15 protein-coding genes and 1 pseudogene are annotated in these 18,260 nt (G+C 70.2%); 7 read left to right on the forward strand and 9 right to left on the reverse strand.

Going from position 1 to position 18,260, the window contains the following annotated elements; translation table 11 throughout:
* Positions 1-74: 74 nt before the first annotated feature.
* Together M3Q35_RS17355 and M3Q35_RS17360 are read left to right on the forward strand one after the other, a co-directional pair.
* Positions 75-914, forward strand: a complete 840-nt coding sequence (locus tag M3Q35_RS17355) for a patatin-like phospholipase family protein (protein ID WP_273942885.1) — start codon at positions 75-77, stop codon at positions 912-914.
* A gap of 73 nt (positions 915-987) precedes the next feature.
* Positions 988-1,227 (forward strand): hypothetical protein, encoded by a 240-nt coding sequence (locus tag M3Q35_RS17360; protein WP_273942887.1) that lies wholly within the window; start codon positions 988-990, stop codon positions 1,225-1,227.
* Here M3Q35_RS17360 and M3Q35_RS17365 read toward each other — a convergent pair.
* The 4 genes from M3Q35_RS17365 to M3Q35_RS17380 form a co-directional block, all read right to left on the reverse strand.
* Positions 1,212-2,363, reverse strand: a complete 1,152-nt coding sequence (locus tag M3Q35_RS17365; protein ID WP_273942888.1) for an ABC transporter substrate-binding protein — start codon at positions 2,361-2,363, stop codon at positions 1,212-1,214. The genes M3Q35_RS17360 and M3Q35_RS17365 overlap by 16 nt on opposite strands.
* Before the next feature lie 190 nt (positions 2,364-2,553).
* A complete protein-coding gene (locus M3Q35_RS17370) occupies positions 2,554-3,501 on the reverse strand; it encodes a sigma-70 family RNA polymerase sigma factor (RefSeq protein ID WP_337960596.1) in 948 nt (315 codons plus the stop codon).
* A 186-nt stretch (positions 3,502-3,687) separates the two neighbouring features.
* Entirely contained in the window at positions 3,688-3,843 is a 156-nt protein-coding gene (locus M3Q35_RS17375; protein WP_273942890.1) for a hypothetical protein, read from the reverse strand.
* A 307-nt stretch (positions 3,844-4,150) separates the two neighbouring features.
* Positions 4,151-4,465 carry a DUF8129 domain-containing protein gene (locus tag M3Q35_RS17380; RefSeq protein WP_273942892.1) on the reverse strand — a complete coding sequence of 105 codons (315 nt, stop codon included), beginning with the start codon at positions 4,463-4,465 and terminating at the stop codon, positions 4,151-4,153.
* A 193-nt stretch (positions 4,466-4,658) separates the two neighbouring features.
* Between M3Q35_RS17380 and M3Q35_RS17385 the strand changes: the two genes are divergently transcribed.
* Positions 4,659-6,278 carry a CocE/NonD family hydrolase gene (locus M3Q35_RS17385; protein WP_273942893.1) on the forward strand — a complete coding sequence of 540 codons (1,620 nt, stop codon included), beginning with the start codon at positions 4,659-4,661 and terminating at the stop codon, positions 6,276-6,278.
* Between the two features lie 90 nt (positions 6,279-6,368).
* Positions 6,369-8,399 carry a DUF6461 domain-containing protein gene (locus tag M3Q35_RS17390; protein WP_273942894.1) on the forward strand — a complete coding sequence of 677 codons (2,031 nt, stop codon included), beginning with the start codon at positions 6,369-6,371 and terminating at the stop codon, positions 8,397-8,399.
* 110 nt (positions 8,400-8,509) lie between these two features.
* Here the strand turns inward: M3Q35_RS17390 and M3Q35_RS17395 are convergent, their stop codons facing one another.
* The 5 genes and pseudogenes from M3Q35_RS17395 to M3Q35_RS48910 form a co-directional block, all read right to left on the reverse strand.
* On the reverse strand, positions 8,510-9,100 hold the full coding sequence (locus M3Q35_RS17395) for a pentapeptide repeat-containing protein (protein ID WP_273942895.1): 591 nt from the start codon (positions 9,098-9,100) through the stop codon (positions 8,510-8,512).
* Entirely contained in the window at positions 9,097-10,725 is a 1,629-nt protein-coding gene (locus tag M3Q35_RS17400) for an ABC transporter ATP-binding protein (protein ID WP_273942896.1), read from the reverse strand. Before M3Q35_RS17400 ends, M3Q35_RS17395 begins: the two co-directional genes overlap by 4 nt.
* A complete protein-coding gene (locus tag M3Q35_RS17405) occupies positions 10,722-11,714 on the reverse strand; it encodes an ABC transporter permease (RefSeq protein ID WP_273942898.1) in 993 nt (330 codons plus the stop codon). Before M3Q35_RS17405 ends, M3Q35_RS17400 begins: the two co-directional genes overlap by 4 nt.
* 1 nt (position 11,715) lies before the next feature.
* Entirely contained in the window at positions 11,716-12,612 is an 897-nt protein-coding gene (locus tag M3Q35_RS17410; protein ID WP_273942899.1) for an ABC transporter permease, read from the reverse strand.
* A gap of 32 nt (positions 12,613-12,644) precedes the next feature.
* Positions 12,645-14,344, reverse strand: a pseudogene (locus tag M3Q35_RS48910) (ABC transporter substrate-binding protein).
* A 146-nt stretch (positions 14,345-14,490) separates the two neighbouring features.
* Here M3Q35_RS48910 and M3Q35_RS17425 point away from each other — a divergent pair.
* The 3 genes from M3Q35_RS17425 to M3Q35_RS17435 all read left to right on the forward strand — a co-directional run bounded on the left by M3Q35_RS17425 (position 14,491) and on the right by M3Q35_RS17435 (position 18,164).
* Positions 14,491-15,261 carry a class I SAM-dependent methyltransferase gene (locus tag M3Q35_RS17425; protein WP_273942902.1) on the forward strand — a complete coding sequence of 257 codons (771 nt, stop codon included), beginning with the start codon at positions 14,491-14,493 and terminating at the stop codon, positions 15,259-15,261.
* Between the two features lie 37 nt (positions 15,262-15,298).
* Positions 15,299-17,368 carry an alpha-galactosidase gene (locus tag M3Q35_RS17430; protein WP_273942903.1) on the forward strand — a complete coding sequence of 690 codons (2,070 nt, stop codon included), beginning with the start codon at positions 15,299-15,301 and terminating at the stop codon, positions 17,366-17,368.
* Between the two features lie 103 nt (positions 17,369-17,471).
* Positions 17,472-18,164: a class I SAM-dependent methyltransferase gene (locus M3Q35_RS17435; protein ID WP_273942904.1), complete on the forward strand. Its 693-nt coding sequence runs from the start codon at positions 17,472-17,474 to the stop codon at positions 18,162-18,164.
* Positions 18,165-18,260 lie beyond the last annotated feature (96 nt).

Raw genomic sequence — 18,260 nt, forward strand, 5'->3', positions numbered from 1 at the left:
GTCGGCAACCGGCCGGGCCGACACCGACCTGAGGCCCGTTCGGCCGGGACCTTCGACCCTGGGATGATCCGGTAATGGGACACGCACTGGTGTTGGGCGGCGGCGGAGTTGCCGGCATCGCCTGGGAGATCGGGCTGCTGGCCGGTCTGGACGAGGCCGGGCTGACGCTGCGGGACGCGGATCTGATCGTCGGCACGTCGGCCGGCTCGGCCGTGGCCGCGCAGCTGGTCAGCGGGCTGCCGCTGGTCGAACTGCTGGCCCGCCAGGTGGATCCGGCCAAGCAGGCGCCGGAGATCCCGGCCGTCGTCGATCCGGAGAAGATGGCCGCGATCTTCGGTTTCGACCAGGAGAACCCGCCGGACCGGGACGCGCTGCGGGCCCAGATCGGCCGGATCGCGCTGCTCACCGAGACCGTCGGCGAGGCAGAACGGCGCGAGGTCATCGCCGCGCGGGTGCCGGTCGACGCGTGGCCGGACGAGCAGGAGCTGTTGATCGTCGCGGTGGACGCGAACACCGGTGACGAGCGGGTTTTCGGCCGGGAGAGCGGCGTGAGCCTGATCGACGCCGTCGCCGCCAGCTGCGCGGTGCCGGGCATCTGGCCGCCGGTCACGATCGGCGACACCCGCTACGTCGACGGCGGCGTGCGCAGCGCCGAGAACGCCGACCTGGCCACCGGCGAGGACGTCGTGCTGGTGTTGCAGGCCATGGAACTGCCCGGTGTGGCCGATCTGGCCGAGCAGGTGGAGTCGTTGCGGTCCCAGGGGTCCACCGTGCTCGTGGTCAAGCCGGACGAGGACGTGGTGGCCGCGATGGGCGTCAACCCGCTGGACCCGACCGTCCGCACGCCCGTCGCACTGGCCGGGCAGCGGCAGGGTGTCGAGCTGGCCAAGGAGATCGCCGCCTTCTGGAGGTGATCCGTTCGGCGGACAGTCAGACGCCTGTGTCCACTGTCACACTTGAAGTTCGCGGCTCACGGGAGGACCCGTCATGCTCGGTCTTCGCGCCCTCGCGCGCCTGTTCCGCCGTCGGCCGACCCCGCCGGTGATCCCCGGCCCGAGGCTGGCCGAGGTGATCCCGCTGGCGCTGGCCGAGAAGGCCATGGCCGACGGCTGTCCCACGCCGGACCAGGAGCTGATGCTGATGGCGGCGGGCAGTCCCGCTCACAAAGCCCGCCGCCATCCCAGCCTGGTCCGTCCACAGTGGACCAAAAATCACCCGATCCGCTGACGGACCAGATCCGATTCCTTCAGCGGGTCCACGATGTCCAGACCGCCCGGCGTGTTCGGGTTGGGACGCAGCACGAAGGACTGCCGGCTGGACGGGTAGTTCGACGACGAGAACAGCAGCGGCGCGGTGAGCCCGCCGGTGTCCACACCGGTCAGCTCGTGGAACGCCTTCTGGACGCCGGCCCGCGTCAGGTCGCCCTCGTCACAGGCCCGCTTGAGGATGGCCCCGTAGCCGATGCCGACGACGTAGCCGTAGTCCACGGCCATGGACGGCTTTCCGTTGGGGAACTTGGCCTTGTAGGCGGTGGCGAGCTCCTCGGCGGCCGGCAGCTTGGCCCCGAACGGGGACACCGAGGACGACACGAACACCAGCTGCTGGATGGCCGGGCCGGCCGGGCTGGCCAGCACCGCCGGGTCGAAGCCGGGGTTGGACACCAGGAACGGCACGGTCAGCCCCATCTGGGCGGCGGTGCCGACGATGGTGGCGGTCTGCTGGGGATAGGTGCTGATCGCGACGGCCTTGGCCCCGGCCGCCTTGAGCTGCGCGACCTCGGCGGTGAAGTCCTTCTTGGTCGGCGGCACCTCGAGGGCCTTGAGCGTCAGCCCGAGCTTGTCGGCGACGAACTGGCTGCCCTGCAGCGCGTTGCCGCCGTACTCCGGGTCCTCGAGGTAGATGTGCCCGATCGTGTCGCCCTTCTGGAGCTTCCCCTGTCGCACCAGGTAGTCCAGGCTGTTGATCACGTCGAGGTCGTAGGTGGCGCCGACCACCACCATGTACGGGTTGCCGAGCAGGCTGCTCGACCAGGACGTCGGCGCGGCCATCACCTGCTGCTGGAGCATGTCCGGGGTGATCCGGCTGGTGATGTCGCTGCCGACGACCTGGAGCAGGCCCAGCACGCTGGGCTCCTGCTTGAAGTAGAGCTTGACCGCCTTGTCGGTGTCGAAGCCGGTGTCCTGCACGTCCAGCTCGATCTTGCGGCCGCAGACGCCGCCGGCGGCGTTCAGCTTGTCGATGTAGAGCTGGTTGCCCTGCACCACTGCCTCACCGAGCGGGCCGAACGGTCCCGACAGATCGCTGAGCACGCCCAGTCTGATCGTCTTGTCGGTGACACCGGTGCCGGTCTTCACGGCGGGCACGGCCGTTCCGCAGGCAGCCGTCACGGCCAGGACCAACAGTGACGACAGCGCGGCGGAACGTGGCCCGAGGAAACGAAGTCTTCGGGGGACACCCCACGAAGGTATCTTGCGGAGGGGCCGAGTCACGTTTCCGTACGGCGGTTACCGCCCGGATTACGCCACTCGGCCTATCAAGCCCTCGGGGTTCGGCTCAGCTGGCCCACTCCAACAGCGGCCTGCTGTGCTCCGGATTGCGCAATTGGGCCAGTGCGCCCTTCTCCAGCTGACGCACGCGCTCCCGGGTCAGCCCGACCCGCTCCGCGACCTCCTGCAGCGTCCGCGGGTTGCCGCCGTCGAGCCCGAACCGCAGGCTGACGATCAGAGCCTCCCGCTGCGGCAACGTGTTGACCACGGCCCGCACCGACTCGGTCAGCGCCTCCCGCTCCAGCACGTCGCTGGCCCGCACCGACTCGGTGTCCTCGATCAGGTCGGACACCGTGGTCTCGCCGTCCTCGCCGACGGGCGCGTCCAGGCTGGTGGCCTCGCGGCTGGCCCGGCGCAGCTCGTCCACCCGCTCGACGGGCAGGCCGACCTCCTCGGCGATCTCCAGCGTCGAGGGCTCACGGCCCAGCTTCAGGTTGAGCTGCCGGTCGGCCTTGGCGATCTTGTTCACCTGCTCGACGACGTGGACGGGCAGCCGGATCACCCGCGAGGTCTCCGCGACCCCGCGCTCGATCGCCTGCCGGATCCACCACATCGCGTAGGTGGAGAACTTGAAGCCCTTGGCGTAGTCGAACTTCTCGACCGCGCGGATCAGGCCCAGGTTGCCTTCCTGGATGACGTCGAGGAACGGCAGCCCGCGGTGGCTGTACTTGCGGGCGGTGGAGACCACCAGCCGCAGGTTGGCCCGGATCATGTGATCCCTGGCCTGCTCGCCGTCCCTGGCCACCATGGCCAGTTCCTCGCGCGTGCGGCCCCCCAGCTCGCCGGTGCGCAGCAGCTCGGCGGCGTACACGCCGGCCTCGATGCGCCGCGACAGCGACACCTCTTCGGGGGCCGTCAGCAGCGGGGTGGTCCCGATGTCGGCCAGGTAGTGCCGCACCAGGTCCTGGTCGCCGTCGGTCGCGACCCGCTGCCGGGGCGTCCTCACCTCCGCCACGATGACCTCCTCACGTCTTTCGCCGGTCCCGAGCGCGCAAGGCTGTTGCTTTGCTACGTTCGAGGAGTAGCGGACTCCGGGAGCCGGTCGGCCCCTCTCGGGCGTCCGCATGCTGTCCAACGCGAGTACGGGACGGTTAATTCCACGTAGCGTGACGCCGGGGCCCGGCGTCGGCTACGTCACATCTCAGAGCCGGCCCTGGCCGTTGCGCACCAGCAGCTCCTCGACGCTGATCCCGTTGCTCACGGTGTCCGCACGATGACGGCCCGGCTCGGGCTCGCCCAACGCGACCCGGTCTGTTTCCGGCTCGGCCCACCCCGTGAAGTCACGGTCAACGCTCATCTCAGGTTCCTTTCCCCGACCTCTGCCCCTTCTCTTACCCCGTCCACACGGATTTGACTCCCGAAATACGGGTTCAGGTAATTCTGATCACGTCGACAGTGTCGAAACGGGAAACCGGCCAGGGCTGCGAGCACCTTGGGGAGCACCTTCGGGGCACGCCGTTCCGGGACGCACGGGGGTAGTTGTCCCGGAACGGCGACCGGGGTCGGCGGGGCGCCTGCGGGCGGCATTCGGGACTGCCGCTATCCGCGGATGTGAGGGGGATCATCGACGCGGTCACCGCGGCTCGCTCGCCGCCGACCACCCATCACAACGTCGGACGCTCGTGTTCTGTTCCCTCGACGGGGGCCTCGATACGGGGCATCACCGGCAGGTTCTCGGGACTGGTCGCCTGCTGCGGAATGAACACCGACGGAGTGCCCGAAGGGGCGACTCCGGTGCCGAGTTCCGTGAGTCGGGCACGCAGCATCCCGAGTACCTCGCCCCGCTGCGCGTGCACCCATTCGTAAGCCAACAACTGGTGCAGTTCATGGGCGGTCAGGCTCAGGATGGAATCGGCCAGCTCACCGAGCGTGAGCCGGTTGTAGTTGCGGAGCGGAAGTGCCGCTGAGCTGTCTGGCATTGGGTACCTCCTGCCCTCGCTGGGCCGGTACCAGCAAGAATGCACCATGGAGTTACCCCGATGCGCGTCCGTTTGATCCGGGTTCACCCAGAACAACCCGCTCGGCCTAGCGAAACGGGCAGTAATCACCCGAACGCCGACCGTGGTCGCGGTACCGGACGCGCACTCAGCGTGAGCATGGCAGGCTGGGGCGATGACGGTGACTGGTTGGGTCGCGCAACGGTTGCTGAAGCTGCCGCCGGCGACGGCGCGCAAGGTGGCGGTGGAGCGTGATCTCCGCATCGCCGCGGACGACGGTGTGACGCTGCTCGCGGACCGCTGGTCGCCAGCGCCTGATTCGGACCGGGCCAGGGATCTCCCCACGGCCCTCGTCCGCACGCCGTACGGCCGCAAGGGCCCGCTGGGCTGGCTGATGGGCCGCCTGCTGGCCGAGCGCGGCTTCCACGTGCTGATGGTCAGCACCCGCGGCACGTTCGGCTCGGGTGGCGGCGAGTTCCGGGCCATGCGGCAGGAGCGGGCCGACGGCCACGCCGTGCTGCGCTGGCTGGCCGACCAGCCGTGGTTCAACGGTTCCGTCGTGCTGACCGGCGCCAGCTATCTCGGCTACACGCAATGGGTCGTCGCCGCCGACGCGCCCGTGCAGGTCAAGGCCATGGTGCCGCACGTGACGTCGTCGCGGCTGGCCATGACCTTCCTGCGGCCGGGCCGGATCGAGCTCGAGACGCTGATGAACTGGTCGGTGCTGACGGCCCGGCAGGAGCGGCCGTACGCGTCGCTGCGGGCGATGCTGGAGCGCAAGAAGGTCGAGGCGGCGATGCACACGCTGCCGCTGGCCGACGGCGACAAGGTGGCGCTGGGTCGGGAGTGGCCGTTCTACCAGGACTGCATCCACCACGACCAGGACGACCCGTACTGGAAGGACGAGGATTTCAGCGACACCGTCGGCGACGTGAAGGTGCCGGTGAGCTCGATCGCCGGCTGGTACGACATCTTCCTGGCCGACCAGCTGAAGGACTACCACGCGCTGGTTGCCGCCGGGCGGCCGCCGCGGCTGACCATCGGCCCGTGGGCGCATTCCGATCCGCGGGGCATCTCCGCGGCGATCTGGGAGACCGTGCGCTGGGCCGGGCCGCTGGCCCGCGGGGCCAAGCCGGGGTATCGGGCGCCGGTGCGGCTATTCGTGATGGGCGTCAAGCAGTGGCGGGAGTTCGACCAGTGGCCGCCGGCCGGCTACGCGCAGCAGCGCTGGCATCTGCGTGAGGGCAACGCTTTGGGTCAGGAGCCGGCGGCGTTCGTCGCACCGTCCGCCTTCACGTACGACCCGTCCGATCCGACGCCGTCGATCGGCGGCGCGAAGTTGGAGGCCCGAGGCGCGGGTCCGGTGGACAACCGGCCGGTGGAGCGGCGTTCCGACGTGCTGACGTTCACCTCGGACGTGCTGGCGAACGACGTCGAGGTGATCGGCGAGGTGGCGGCCGAGGTGTGGCTGCGGGCCGACCGGCCGTCCTGCGACCTGTTCGTGCGGCTGTGCGACGTGGACCGCAAGGGCCGCTCGGTCAACATCTGCGACGACCTGGTCAAGGTTCGGCCGGACGGGATCGCCAAGGTGTCGGTCGAGCTGACGCCGACCGCGCACGTGTTCCGGCGCGGGCACCGCATCCGTGTTCAGGTCTCGGCCGGGGCGTTCCCGCGCTACGCCCGCAACCTGGGCAACGACGAGCCGGTGGCGACCGCCGCGACGCCGTACGTGACGAATCTGGAGATCTTCCACGACGCCGCCCACCCGTCTGCCATTCTGTTGCCGGTCAAGTGAACCGGGGGTGCAGTGTTAGGGCCGACGACCGATCTGCCGGTAGCCGCGGTCGATGCGATCGCACGGGTAACCGCGGCTGAGCTGGGACGGGTGGCCGCCGTCGTGCCGCCGACGCCGGCGGCGGAACTGGGTCGGCTCGCCCAGCCGCCGGCCGATCCCTTTCCCGGCCGCCAGCGGCCGGCCACCGCCCGCAACCGGCTTCACGGCGTGTCGGCGCAGACCGCCGAACGGCTGCTCGGTGCGCTGGAGCTGACCGTGGCGGCGCTGGATCTGCCGGTGCCGTCGCTGGTCGCGGCCCTGCCGACACTGCCGGACGACGTGCGCCGCGTTGGCGTCGCCTTCAGCTCCACGGACAGCGAGCTGACCATCGAACTGTCCAAACTGGACGCTTTCGTGCCCGGTGCCGTCGACATGGTCACGTACGTCGTCGCCGAACTCGTCGGCCATCCCGAGGTCGCTCCCCTGCTCGTCGGCGACGGTGCGGACGAGGCCGCCATCGCCGCCGCGCACGGTTCTCGCCATCTCGCGCTGGCCGTCGTCGCGGCGGCCATCGTCCTGCGCCCGTTATGGCCGCACGTAACGGCTCCGGCCATCATCGGCGCGGCCATCGGCGTCGCGGCGCCGATCCTGCGGACCGCCCCGATGCCCGCCGGTTACGCTGACGCCGTGCTGGCCAAGCGCCGCGCCGAGTACCGGCTGCCGCGGCGCGGCCGCGGCCGCGCCATGGTCACCGACCACGTGTTCACCCTGGCCGAACACCCGTTTGAGTCCACTGTGGACTTCTCGGCCAACGGCCTGGTGACGGCGATTCCCGGTGGCCTGGCCGTCCGTTCCGGCCTGGAGTCGGGGTCCGTTTCGTTCACCATGCGGGTCGTGGAGGCGCCGCCGGAGCCGGATCTCTCGCTGTGGCATGAGGTTGTCGAGATCAGCTGGCACGCACCGGCCGGCGGCGCGGTCGTGTCCGGCGACTCCGGTCAGCGCAACCTCGCTCCCCCGTGGCCGGGCGACTACCGCGCCCTGGTCAGCGCGCGCGACCGTGGCGAGGACCGGGAGTACTACGAGCTCGTCATCTGGCCCTCGCCTGCCGCCGAACCGTTGGTGCACAAGCATTCCGACCGGCTGGGCTACGTGCTGCGCGGCGAGCCCGAGCCGCCGCTGGTCGTCGCCCCCGACGCCGTCTACCACTGGGTCGAGTCGAGCATGCTGCGGGACGCCGCCACCATCACCTTCGTCCCCGGCCGGTCGAGCGCCGATGTGCTGCGCGCCTTCGGCGCCGACCCGGCAAAGCCGTTGCCGCTGCTGGAGTTCCAGGACCGCGACTACCAGAACATCGATCCGTGGGTGTGCGTGCTCGACCGGCCGGACGGTGTGATCGCCGTCGAGTTCAACGGCTGGCAAGGCAGCAACCAGCCGGTGCTGCGCGGCCTTTCGTCGACCGGCCGTGCCGCCAGCATGTTCTGGAACGTCAACGGCACGCGCCGACTCTCCGTGGCTCGCGACGGTACCGTGCTGGCGTCGTTCGATCTGCGGCCCGAGGCCACCGATTCCCCCGAGGTGCTGGCGTTGCTGGCCGACGTCGACCTCGACGACCCGTATCACCTCAGCGCCAAGGGCCTGCTCGCCGCCACCAGGTTCACCGGGATCACCCTGACGCCCGACGACCTGCGCCACATCGCGGCCGCCGATGTCGGCTACGCGATCCTGCCGCTGCTGCCCGAGCTGTACACCGAGCAGTTGCTGGCCGACGGCACCCGCCGGTGGCCCGGGCACGGTCCCCTCGGCGCCGACACCGACCTGCTGGCCGCCCTGCCGGCGGACCGACTCCGCGAGTTGGCCTGGTGGGCCGCCGCCTTCGCCGTCGACCACTCCGAGATCTCCGACCACCCGGAGGCCGTCGCCTCGCTGGCCGCCTGCGCCCTGACCCCCGAGGCCGAGCTGCTGGCCCGCCGCTCCGGTCTGTTCGAGGGGCAGCACCACCAGCTGTGGATGGCCCTGCACAACGCCACCAACCCCGACCCGCTCGGCGCCGCCATCGGTGCCCTGAACGCGGCCCGCTACGCCGTCGCCGGCCACGCCGCCGACCTGCTCGCCCAGGCCCGCGCCCAGGTGGGTACGCCATAGCTCCAGGTTGCCCCGCTACTACCCCCTTATCGCCACATGCGCTTCCCACATGTCACCCAACGCCACATAGGAAGCGCATGTGGCAAGCCCCCGCACAGCCAGCGGGGGAATCAGCCGACGTGCAGGCCCTCGGTGTGGGCGCCGTCCAAGTTCGCCGACGTGAGGTTGGCGGCGACCACATGGGCGTCACGGAGGTTGGCCCCGGACAGGTTGGCCCCGCGCAGGTCGGCGCCGTCCAGGATGGCCCGGGTCAGGTTGGCGCCGCTCAGATTCGCCCCGGTCAGATTGGCCTGCACCAAGGAGATGTCGGTCATGTCCGCGTTGCGCAGGCACGTGGCGTGCAGGTCGAGGGCAGTGCCCCGGTCCGATCCCGCCATGCGCCGGGCGAGCACGGTCAGCGCCGCCTGCACGTCCCGGCCGACCGGCTGGCAGTTCTTGGCGTCGGTCACGGTGCGGAGGAACCCGGCCAGCTCGGTGATCACCACGGGCTGGTCGTCGGGCGACTGCTTGATCACCTGCTCCAGCTCCGCGACCCCATGCACCCGTCCCTCGACGTCGTCGGCCTGGAGCTCGATGCGCGCCGCCGCGTGCCGCGAGTCGACGGCCGCGTGGTCGACGGGGTCCCAGTAGCCGGCGACGAGCCCGACGGCGGCCACGGCCGCGCCGACCCCGATCACGACCGGCCACCGGAACACCTTCACGCCGTCAGCTGCCCGCGTTCCAACCGCCGCTGCCGGGCCAGCTCGGGGTCGAGCACCGGCACGGCGGCCAGCAGCGACTTGGTGTACGGGTGCGTGGGATTGTCGTACAGCGCGTCGGTCTCGCCGAGCTCCACCACGACTCCCTTGCTCATCACCGCGACCCGGTCGCTGACCTGCCGCACCACCGCGAGATCGTGCGCGACGAAGATCAACGTCAGGTCGAACTCGGTCCGCAGGGAGGCTAGCAGCCGGATGATCTGGGACTGGGTCGACACGTCCAACGCCGACACCGGCTCGTCGCACACCAGCAGCTTGGGCCGCAGCCCGATGGCCCGCGCGATGCCGATGCGCTGCCGCTGCCCGCCGGAGAACTCGTGCGGATAGCGGTCGATCCGGTCCGGGTCGAGGCCGACCAGCTCGAGCAGCTCACGGACCCGGTTCCGGGACGCGTCCTCGCCCTGCACACGCAGCGGGTCGGCGATGCTCTCCCCGATCGTGCGGCGCGGGTTGAGCGAGGACACCGGGTCCTGGAACACCATCTGCATGTCCCGCCGAACCGCGCGGAGCTCCTGGTCCGACGCGATGTCCCGGCCGTCGAACCGGATCCGGCCGGAGGTCGGCCGGAGCAGGCGGACGATCATGCGGGCCAGCGTGGTCTTGCCGCTGCCGCTCTCCCCGACCACGCCGAGCGACTCGCCGCGCAGCACGTCCAGGGTCACGCCGTCGACCGCGTGCACCTTCGACCGGTTCAGGAACGACCCGACGCTGAACACCTGGTGCACGTCCTCGATCCGCACCAACGGCTCGCCGCCGACCACCTTGGACTCCCGCGGCTGTTCCAGCCGCGGGATCGCCGCGACCAGCTCCCGCGTGTACGTCGCGGTCGGCGCACCGAGGACCTCGCCGGCCGGGCCGTGCTCGACGGCCTTGCCATGCTGCATGACCAGCACGTCGTCCACGTTGCCGGCGGCCACCGCCAGGTCGTGCGTGACCAGGCTCAGCGCCATCCCGGTCTCGGTCCGCAGGTCGTGGATCAGGTCCAGGATCTGCGCCTGCACGGTCACGTCCAGCGCCGTGGTCGGCTCGTCGGCCACCAGCACCTCGGGCGACAGCGCCAGGGCCATGGCGATCAGGGCCCGCTGCCGCATGCCGCCGGAGAACTCGTGCGGATAGGCGTTGACCCGCCTGGCCGCCGCCGGAATGCCGACCCGGTCCAGCACCTCGACCGCCTTGGCCCGCGCGGACCGCTTGTCCACCTTGTTGTGCGCCCGGTACACCTCGACGATCTGGTCACCGACGCTGAAGAACGGGTCCAGCGCGGACAGCGGGTCCTGGAACACCATGGCGATCCGGTCGCCGCGCAGCCGCCGCACCTGCTCGTCCGACGCCGTCAGCACCTTCGTGCCGAGCACGTCGATCTCGCCGGCCAGCTCGGCGTTGCCGCCACGGTGCAAACCCAGCAGCGCCAAGGCAGTCGCGCTCTTGCCGGAGCCCGACTCCCCCACGATGCCCAGCGCCCGGCCGGCCGCCAGCTCGAAGCTCAACCCGTCGACCGCGCGGACCGTGTCGCCCTCGGTGTGGAAGTCGATGACCAGATCCCGCACCGACACAACGGTTTCAGTCACTGCACGCTCACCCTCTTGTCGACCGCCGCGTAGAGCAGGTCGGCGATCGTGTTGCAGACCACGATGACGAACCCGATCAGCAGCACCAGCCCGACCACCACCGGCAGGTCGACGTTGCGCACCGCCTGCACGGTCATCTGGCCGAGGCCGGGCAGGCCGAACACCGACTCGGTGAGCACCGACGCGGTCAGGATGCCGGCGATGTCCAAGGCGGCCAACGTGATCAGCGGGCTGAGCGCGCCGCGCAGCGCATGCCGGCCGATCACCTGCCGCTCCGGCAGGCCGTAGGCCCGGGCGGTGCGGATGTGGTCCTCGGCCAACGTCTCCAGCATGCCGGCCCGCGACATCCGGACGTACACCGGCATGGTGGTCAGCGCCAGCACGATCCACGGCAGGATCAGGTTCTGCGCCCACAGCAAGGGATCCTCGTCGAACGGAACCCAGGTCGGGAACGGCATCAGCTGGAGCCAGACGCAGACGATCATCAGCGCCATCAGGCCGGTGATGAAGATCGGCACCGCCAGGCCGCCGAGCACGAGCGCGTTCACCGCGTGGTCCAGCCAGCGCCCCCGGCGCAGCGCCGACAGCACGCCGATGCCGATCCCCAGCGACAGCCACAGAATCGCGGCGCCGACCACCAGCGAGCCGGACACCGGCAGCCGCTCCCCGATCATCTGCAGCACGGGTTCGGTGTACTGGAAGGAATAGCCGAGGCACGGCGCCGCACAGTGCACGACGGACGGCCCCATGCTGAAGTCGCGGCCGGCCACCAGGCCGACCAGGAAGTGCCAGTACTGGAGGTACAGCGGCTCGTCGAGACCGAGGCTGTGCGAGATCAGCGCCAGCCGGTCCGGCGTGCAGGCCTTGATGCCGCAGACCAGCTGCGCCGGATTGGCCGGCATCAGGAAGAACAGCGCGTACACCACCGCCGACATGATCAGCAGTACCGCAACCGCGCCGGAGATCCGGCGCACCGCGTAGCCGAGCACCTCAGGCCGCCTTCCTGGTCAGACGCGTGGTGCGCGGATCGAGCGCCACCCGGACCCCCTCGCCGGCCAGCGTGAACGACAGCACGGTCAGGAACACCATCACCGCCGGGATCAGCACGTACGTCGCGTCGCTGCGGAACCACGTGGTCGCGGTGGACAGCATCTGCCCCCACGACGAGGTCGGCGGCCGCACGCCGACACCGAGGAAGGACAGCGCCGCCTCGGTGATCACGTTGGACGGCAACAACAATGCCGCGTAGGTGATCACCGGCGCGGCCAGCCCCGGCAGGATCTCCCGGCGGGCGATGCGCAGCCCACCGGCCCCGGACAGCCGGGCCGCCGCGACGAAGTCCCTGGTACGCAAGGACAACGTCTGGGCCCTGCTGATACGGGCGGTGCCGCCCCAGCCGAGCACGCCGATCACCAGCGCCAGCAGCAGCGGCCGCGGGAAGCTGTCCGGCACGATCGTCAGCAGCGCCAACGAGAAGATGATGACCGGGAAGGCCAGCGCGATGTCGGCCAGCCGGGTCAGCACGGTGTCCACCAGCTTGTTGCCAAGACCCGCGGCCAGACCCACGACGACACCGAGGAAAACCTGCACCACGGTCGCGGACACCGCCACCAGCAACGAGATCTGCGCGCCCTGGGCGACCCGGGCGAACAGGTCGCGGCCGGTCTGCGGCTCAACGCCGAGCCAGTGCTGACCGCTGATCCCGCCCAGCGGCCCGATCGGCACGCCACCACGGGCCGAGTCGACCAGGTCGTTGTGGAACGAGGCGATGTCCTGCCCCTCGATCGCCGTCAGCACGGGAGCGAGCACCGCCAGCAGCACCAGCAGGCCCGCCACGACCGCGCCGAACACGGCGGCGCGGTCGGTGCGGAACCTGCCTGCGAACACCCGGAAACCGGGTCGCGCGTCGGCCGGGGAGGTCACTTCACGGACACCTGGGACAGGTCGTAGACGCCGGTCCAGTCGCTCACGAACGCGTTCTTGACGTTCTTGCCGTACAGCCGCAGCTGGGTGGTGTGGAACAGCGGCACCAGCGGCGCCTGCTTCATGATCTCGCTGTCCACCTGGCCCCAGCGCTTGGCCGCCTGGTCCGGGTCGGTGATCTTGTTGATCTCGTCGATGTCCGCGTTCACCTTGGCGTCGTTGAAGTGCGCGGTGTTGAAGTTGCCGCCGCCGGCCAGGTACTGCCGGCCGTCGAAGATCGGCACGATGAACGGCCCGCCGGACGGCCAGTCCGCGCCCCAGCCCTGCACCGCCGCCTGCGGCTGGGTGGCCGGGTTGCTGACCGTCGTGATGTAGGTGCTGCTGTCGATGCTCTGCAGCTTCACCGTGATGCCGGCCTTCTGGTACGCGTCCTGCACTGCGGTGGCGACCTTCGGCCCGTCCTGGTTGAAGTCCTGGCTGCGGTGGGCCAGCGTGATGGACAGGCCGTTGGGGAAGCCGGCCTCGGCCAGCAGCTGCTTGGCCTTGGCCGGGTCGCCGTTGGCGCCGGCCGGGAAGAAGTCGAACGGCTGGTAGCCCATGTTCTTGTTGTTGGGCAGGAAGGTCGTGGCCGGGTAGGCCAGCGAGCTGCCGCCGGCCGCGTTGACCACCGAGGTGCGGTCGATGGCGTAGTTGAACGCCTGGCGCACCTTGGGGTTGTCGAACGGGGCCTTGGTGGTGTCGAAGGAGATGTAGTACGTGTACGGGAAGCCGCCCTTGGCCACCCGCTTGGCCAGCTCGGGGTTGCTGTCCAGCTGCGCGAGCTCCGACGGGCCGAGGTCGGTGTCGGTGGTGACCGCGTCGGCGTCCTTGCCGGTGCCGGTGGTCAGCCGCTGGTTGATCACCGCCGGGTCCAGGCCGTAGGTCGCCTCGATGCGGTCCGGGCAGGCCAGCCGGTTCGGGTCGATCGCGCGCGACCAGTTGGTGTTGCGCACCAGCACCATGCTCTTGCCCTTGTCGTAGGACTCGATCTGGTACGGGCCGCTGGAGACCGGGTGCTTCTCGTAGTCCGCACCCTTGTCCTTGTCCTTGGGCACCGGCGCGAACTGCGTCGCCGTTGCCAGGTAGGGAAGTCGCCGTGCGGCGAGTTGAGATGGAAGACGATGGTCTTGGCGTCCGGGGTCTCGATCGCCGCGATGCCGTTCGGATCCTTGTACGGCCCCGCGTAGTTCTGCGCGCCGACCAGCCAGTCGTGCAGGTACGGCGCGCCGCCGGGCAGTTCGGCGGCGAAGCCGCGCTCGATGCCGTACTTCACGTCGGCGGCGGCGATCGGCGTGCCGTCCTCGAACTTCAGGCCGTCCCGCAGGTGATAGGTCCACACCGTGGCGTCGGCGTTGGGCTCGCCGGTGTTCGTGGCCAGGTCGGGGGCGACCTTCGCGCCGTCCGCGCCGGCCTTGCGGGTTCTCGTGGTCAGCGTACGGAACAGCAGGGACGGGATGTTGCCGCCGCCGGACGTGTAGAGCCGGGCCGGGTCCAGGTGCGACCCGGCGTCGTCCTGGTTGAGGACCTCCAGCGTGCCGCCCTGACAGCTGTTCGGGTCGAACGCCGTGGCGGCGGTCTGGCTGCCGCCGCCGCAGGCGGTCGCGGTGCCGGCGAGTAGCACGCCGGCTACCAACAGGGACGGTCGTCGCCAGGTCATGGGTGTTCCCCCACCTCAGATTCGAACAGTGCACGGATGGTCGCAGACCATATCCGGCGCTCGCATCCGACGATCGGCCGTCCACCTCTTGAGATTCGAGCTTCTTGCAACTAGGTTGCAGTAAGGACCGAACCCGGGGAGGGGTCATGACCAGCACCGATGTCGTGGAACCGGCCGTCGCGGCCGAGTGGCTGCGTCGCTGGGACGCGCAGCAGGAGCACTACATCGCCGATCGTGAGCTGCGGTTCACAGTGATCGGCGACGTCCTCGTGGACACGCTCGGCCAGCATTCGTCGCCCACCGTGCTCGACCTGGGCTGCGGCCCGGGCTCGCTGGCCGGCCGACTGGTGAAGCGGCTGCCCGCCGCCCACTTCGTGGGAATCGACACCGATCCGCTGCTGCTGGCCTTCGCCCGCGCCACCGCTCCGCCGGCCGTGCGGTTCACCGAGGCCCGGCTGGGCGAACCCGGCTGGATCGAGGCGGCCGAGGTCAGCGGGCCGATCCAGACCGCGGTGTCCACCACCGCGTTGCACTGGCTGTCCCGCGAGGCGCTCGGCCGGCTCTACCGGGACCTGGCCGCGTTGATCGAGCCCGGCGGGGTGTTCGTGGACGGTGACCACTTCGCCGAGGAACAGCCCCGGCTGCGGGAGTTGCAGCGGCTGGTGCGGCACCAGCGCGAGGCGCGCCAGGGCGTGACCGAGAACGAGAACTGGGAGCAGTGGTGGGCCGCCGTCGAGGCGGAGGAAACGTTTACCGACCTGCTCATCCAGCGCCGCGAGCGGGCCGTGCCGGCACACGATCACGGCATCGGCCCCTCGCTGGAGACGCACCTGGAATTGCTCCAGGAGGCGGGGTTCCGCGAGGTGGGCACCGTATGGCAGTCCGGTGACGATCGGGTGCTGGTGGCGATTCGCTAGTTGAAAACGTTCTCGGTCGTCGCCTAGGTTGCCGCTCATGAGTGAGCTGATCAGCCTCGCGGCGAACGGGACCGGCCTGGTCGTCGAGACCGGCCCGGGGTTGCCCCGCGTGCTGCACTGGGGCGCCGACCTCGGGCCGGTCGACGAGGACTTCGTGCTCGCCGGCACCCCCGGCGTGCCGCCGAGCTCCGTCGACACGCCGATCCGGCTCACCTTGCTGCCGACCTCCCGTGACGGCTGGCTCGGCCGCCCGGGCACGTCCGGGCATCGCGCCGGCTCCTTCCAGCACGTGCGCCCGTCCCTTTTGGGCCCGGTCGTCGTGGACGGCAGTTCGGTCTCGTACACCGCCGCTGATCCCGTTGCCGGCGTTGAGTTCCACACCGAGCTGCACCTCGATCCGTCCGGTGTGCTGCGGGTTCGGCACGAGGTCGTGAACACCGGCGAGGACACCTGGACCGTGGACGCCCTGCGGCTGCTGCTGCCCGTGCCGGCGTCGGCGACCGAGCTGTTGGACCTGACCGGCCGGTGGTGCCGGGAGCGGTCGCCGCAGCGCAGTCCTTTCCTGCACGGGCTTCGATCCCGTGAGAGCCGTCGGGGCCGTACCGGCCATGACGCCACCGGGTTGCTGGTCGCCGGCACCCCCGGTTTCGGGTTCCGGGACGGGGAAGTCTGGGGCGTGCATCTGGCGTGGAGCGGCGACCACGAGCACTTCGCCGAGCGTCTGCCCGAGGGCCTCAGCGTGCTCGGCGCCGGGGAAATCCTTGCCCCTGGCGAGATCCTGCTGTCCCCCGGTTCGTCGTATGCGACGCCTTGGGCGTTTTTCGTCTGGTCCGACCAGGGTTTGGACGGCCTGAGCGCCCGTCTGCACACCTGGACGCGTTCCCGCCCCACCCATCCTTCTTCGCCGCGCCCGGTCGTGTTGAACACCTGGGAAGCCGTCTACTTCAACCACGATCTGGGCCGGCTCAAGGCTTTGGCCGACCGTGCCGCCGAGATCGGTGTCGAGCGTTTCGTGCTCGACGACGGCTGGTTCCGTGGCCGCCGCGACGACTCCGCCGGTCTCGGCGACTGGTTCGTCGACTCCGCAGTGTGGCCTGCCGGCCTGGCGCCGCTCGTCGATTACGTACGGGGCAAGGGGATGCAGTTCGGCCTGTGGTTCGAGCCCGAGATGGTCAACCCCGACTCCGACCTCGCGCGGGCCCACCCCGACTGGCTCCTCGCCGACACCCTGCCTTGGCGCCGCCAGCAGGTCTTGAACGTCGCCCGGCCCGACGTCTACTCATACCTGTTGGAGCGCTTGGACTCCCTGGTCTCCGAGTACCGCATCGACTACATCAAGTGGGACCACAACCGGGACCTCATGGAGTCGCTCGTCCACTCCCAGACCCTCGCCGTCTACCGGTTGCTGGACGAGCTCCGCTCCCGCCATCCCGCTTTGGAGATCGAGTCCTGCTCTTCCGGCGGGGCCCGCGTCGACCTCGGCATCCTCGCCCACACCGACCGGGTGTGGGCTTCCGACACCAACGACGCCGTCGAGCGCCAGCGCATCCAGCGTTGGATGGGCCTGCTCGTGCCGCCCGAGCTCATCGGCAGCCACGTCGGGCCGCCCGAGGCCCACACCACCGGCCGCGTCGCCGAGCTCCCTTTCCGTTGCGCCACTGCCCTTTTCAACCACGCCGGCCTCGAATGGGACCTCACCGGCCTCTCCGCGGACGACCTGGCCGCTCTGCGGGCGTGGATCACCCTCTACAAGCGCCTCCGCGGCCTGCTCCACACCGGCACCGTCGTCCGCTCCGACCACCCCGACCATGGCTCGCTCCTGCATGGGGTGGTCGACGCCACCCACGCCGTCTTCTGCTACGCCCACCTCGAAACCTCGCCCGACGCCCTACCCGCCCGGTTGCGCTTCCCCGGCCTCTCCCCCGACCGGCGCTACACCGTGCGAGCCGTGCCCGAGCTCCTCCCCGCCGCCGGCCGCTTCGTCCAGCAGACCCCGTGGATCGCGGCGGGCGTGACCATGACCGGCATCGCCCTGGAACGGGTTGGCGTACAGCCCCCACTGTTGGGCCCCGGCCAGGCCATGGTCTTCGAACTCACCCCGGCCTGACTCCCGACAGCCTGCGCCAACACCGCTGGACCGGCCTGTCGGCATTGAGCGGATGCGTGGAATTGACTGGCTTTGCCAAGTCGTGGCCTGGCAGCCTCCGCCCATGAGCTACGAGGCGTTCGCGATCGACTATGACGAGTGGTGGCCGCACGTGACCGGGGACGTCGCGTTCTATACCGGTCTCGCGTGTGAGGCCGCCGGGCCGGTGGTCGAGTTGGCGGTGGGGAACGGGCGTGTCGCGATCCCGGTCGCGCGTGCGACCGGGCAGCGGGTCATCGGCCTCGACTCGTCTCCGGCCATGCTTGAGCAGGCCCATACCCGCGTCGCCAGCGCGGGCGTCGAACTCGATCTGCGCGAGGCGGACATGCGCGACCTGCGTCTCGACGAACCGGCGGAGTTGATCTACTGCCCGGCTCGTGCGCTGCTCCACCTGGCCACGTGGGCCGATCGCCGCCGCACGTTCGAACGCGTGGCCACCTCGTTGCGGCCGGGTGGGCGGTTCGCCTGGAACGCGTTCGCGTTCGACCACCACCTCGCCGCACGCATCGACGGCGTGCACCAGAACGAACCGCATGCACACACGATCCGGTACTCGGTGGGCGACAACAGGACCGACATCATCCGCGACGACGGCGCCAGAATCTCGCTGTGGTGGGCGACGAAGAACGAATGGCTCGGGCTACTCGACGTCGCCGGCCTCGAACTGGAGGCGTTGTACGGCGGGTTCGCCGGTGAACCGTTCACCGAGAGCAGCACGGAGTATGTGTTCGTCGCCCGCCGTCCCCTCAGTCAGTAAAGGGTGCGGACACAGCACCAGGTCCGCGGTGGCCACCTCGCTGGTGTGCCCATGCTCGGTGTGCGAAAGGCCCGCCGACGAATTGGATTGATTCGG

This window comes from Kutzneria chonburiensis (assembly GCF_028622115.1).
Taxonomy (GTDB): domain Bacteria; phylum Actinomycetota; class Actinomycetes; order Mycobacteriales; family Pseudonocardiaceae; genus Kutzneria; species Kutzneria chonburiensis.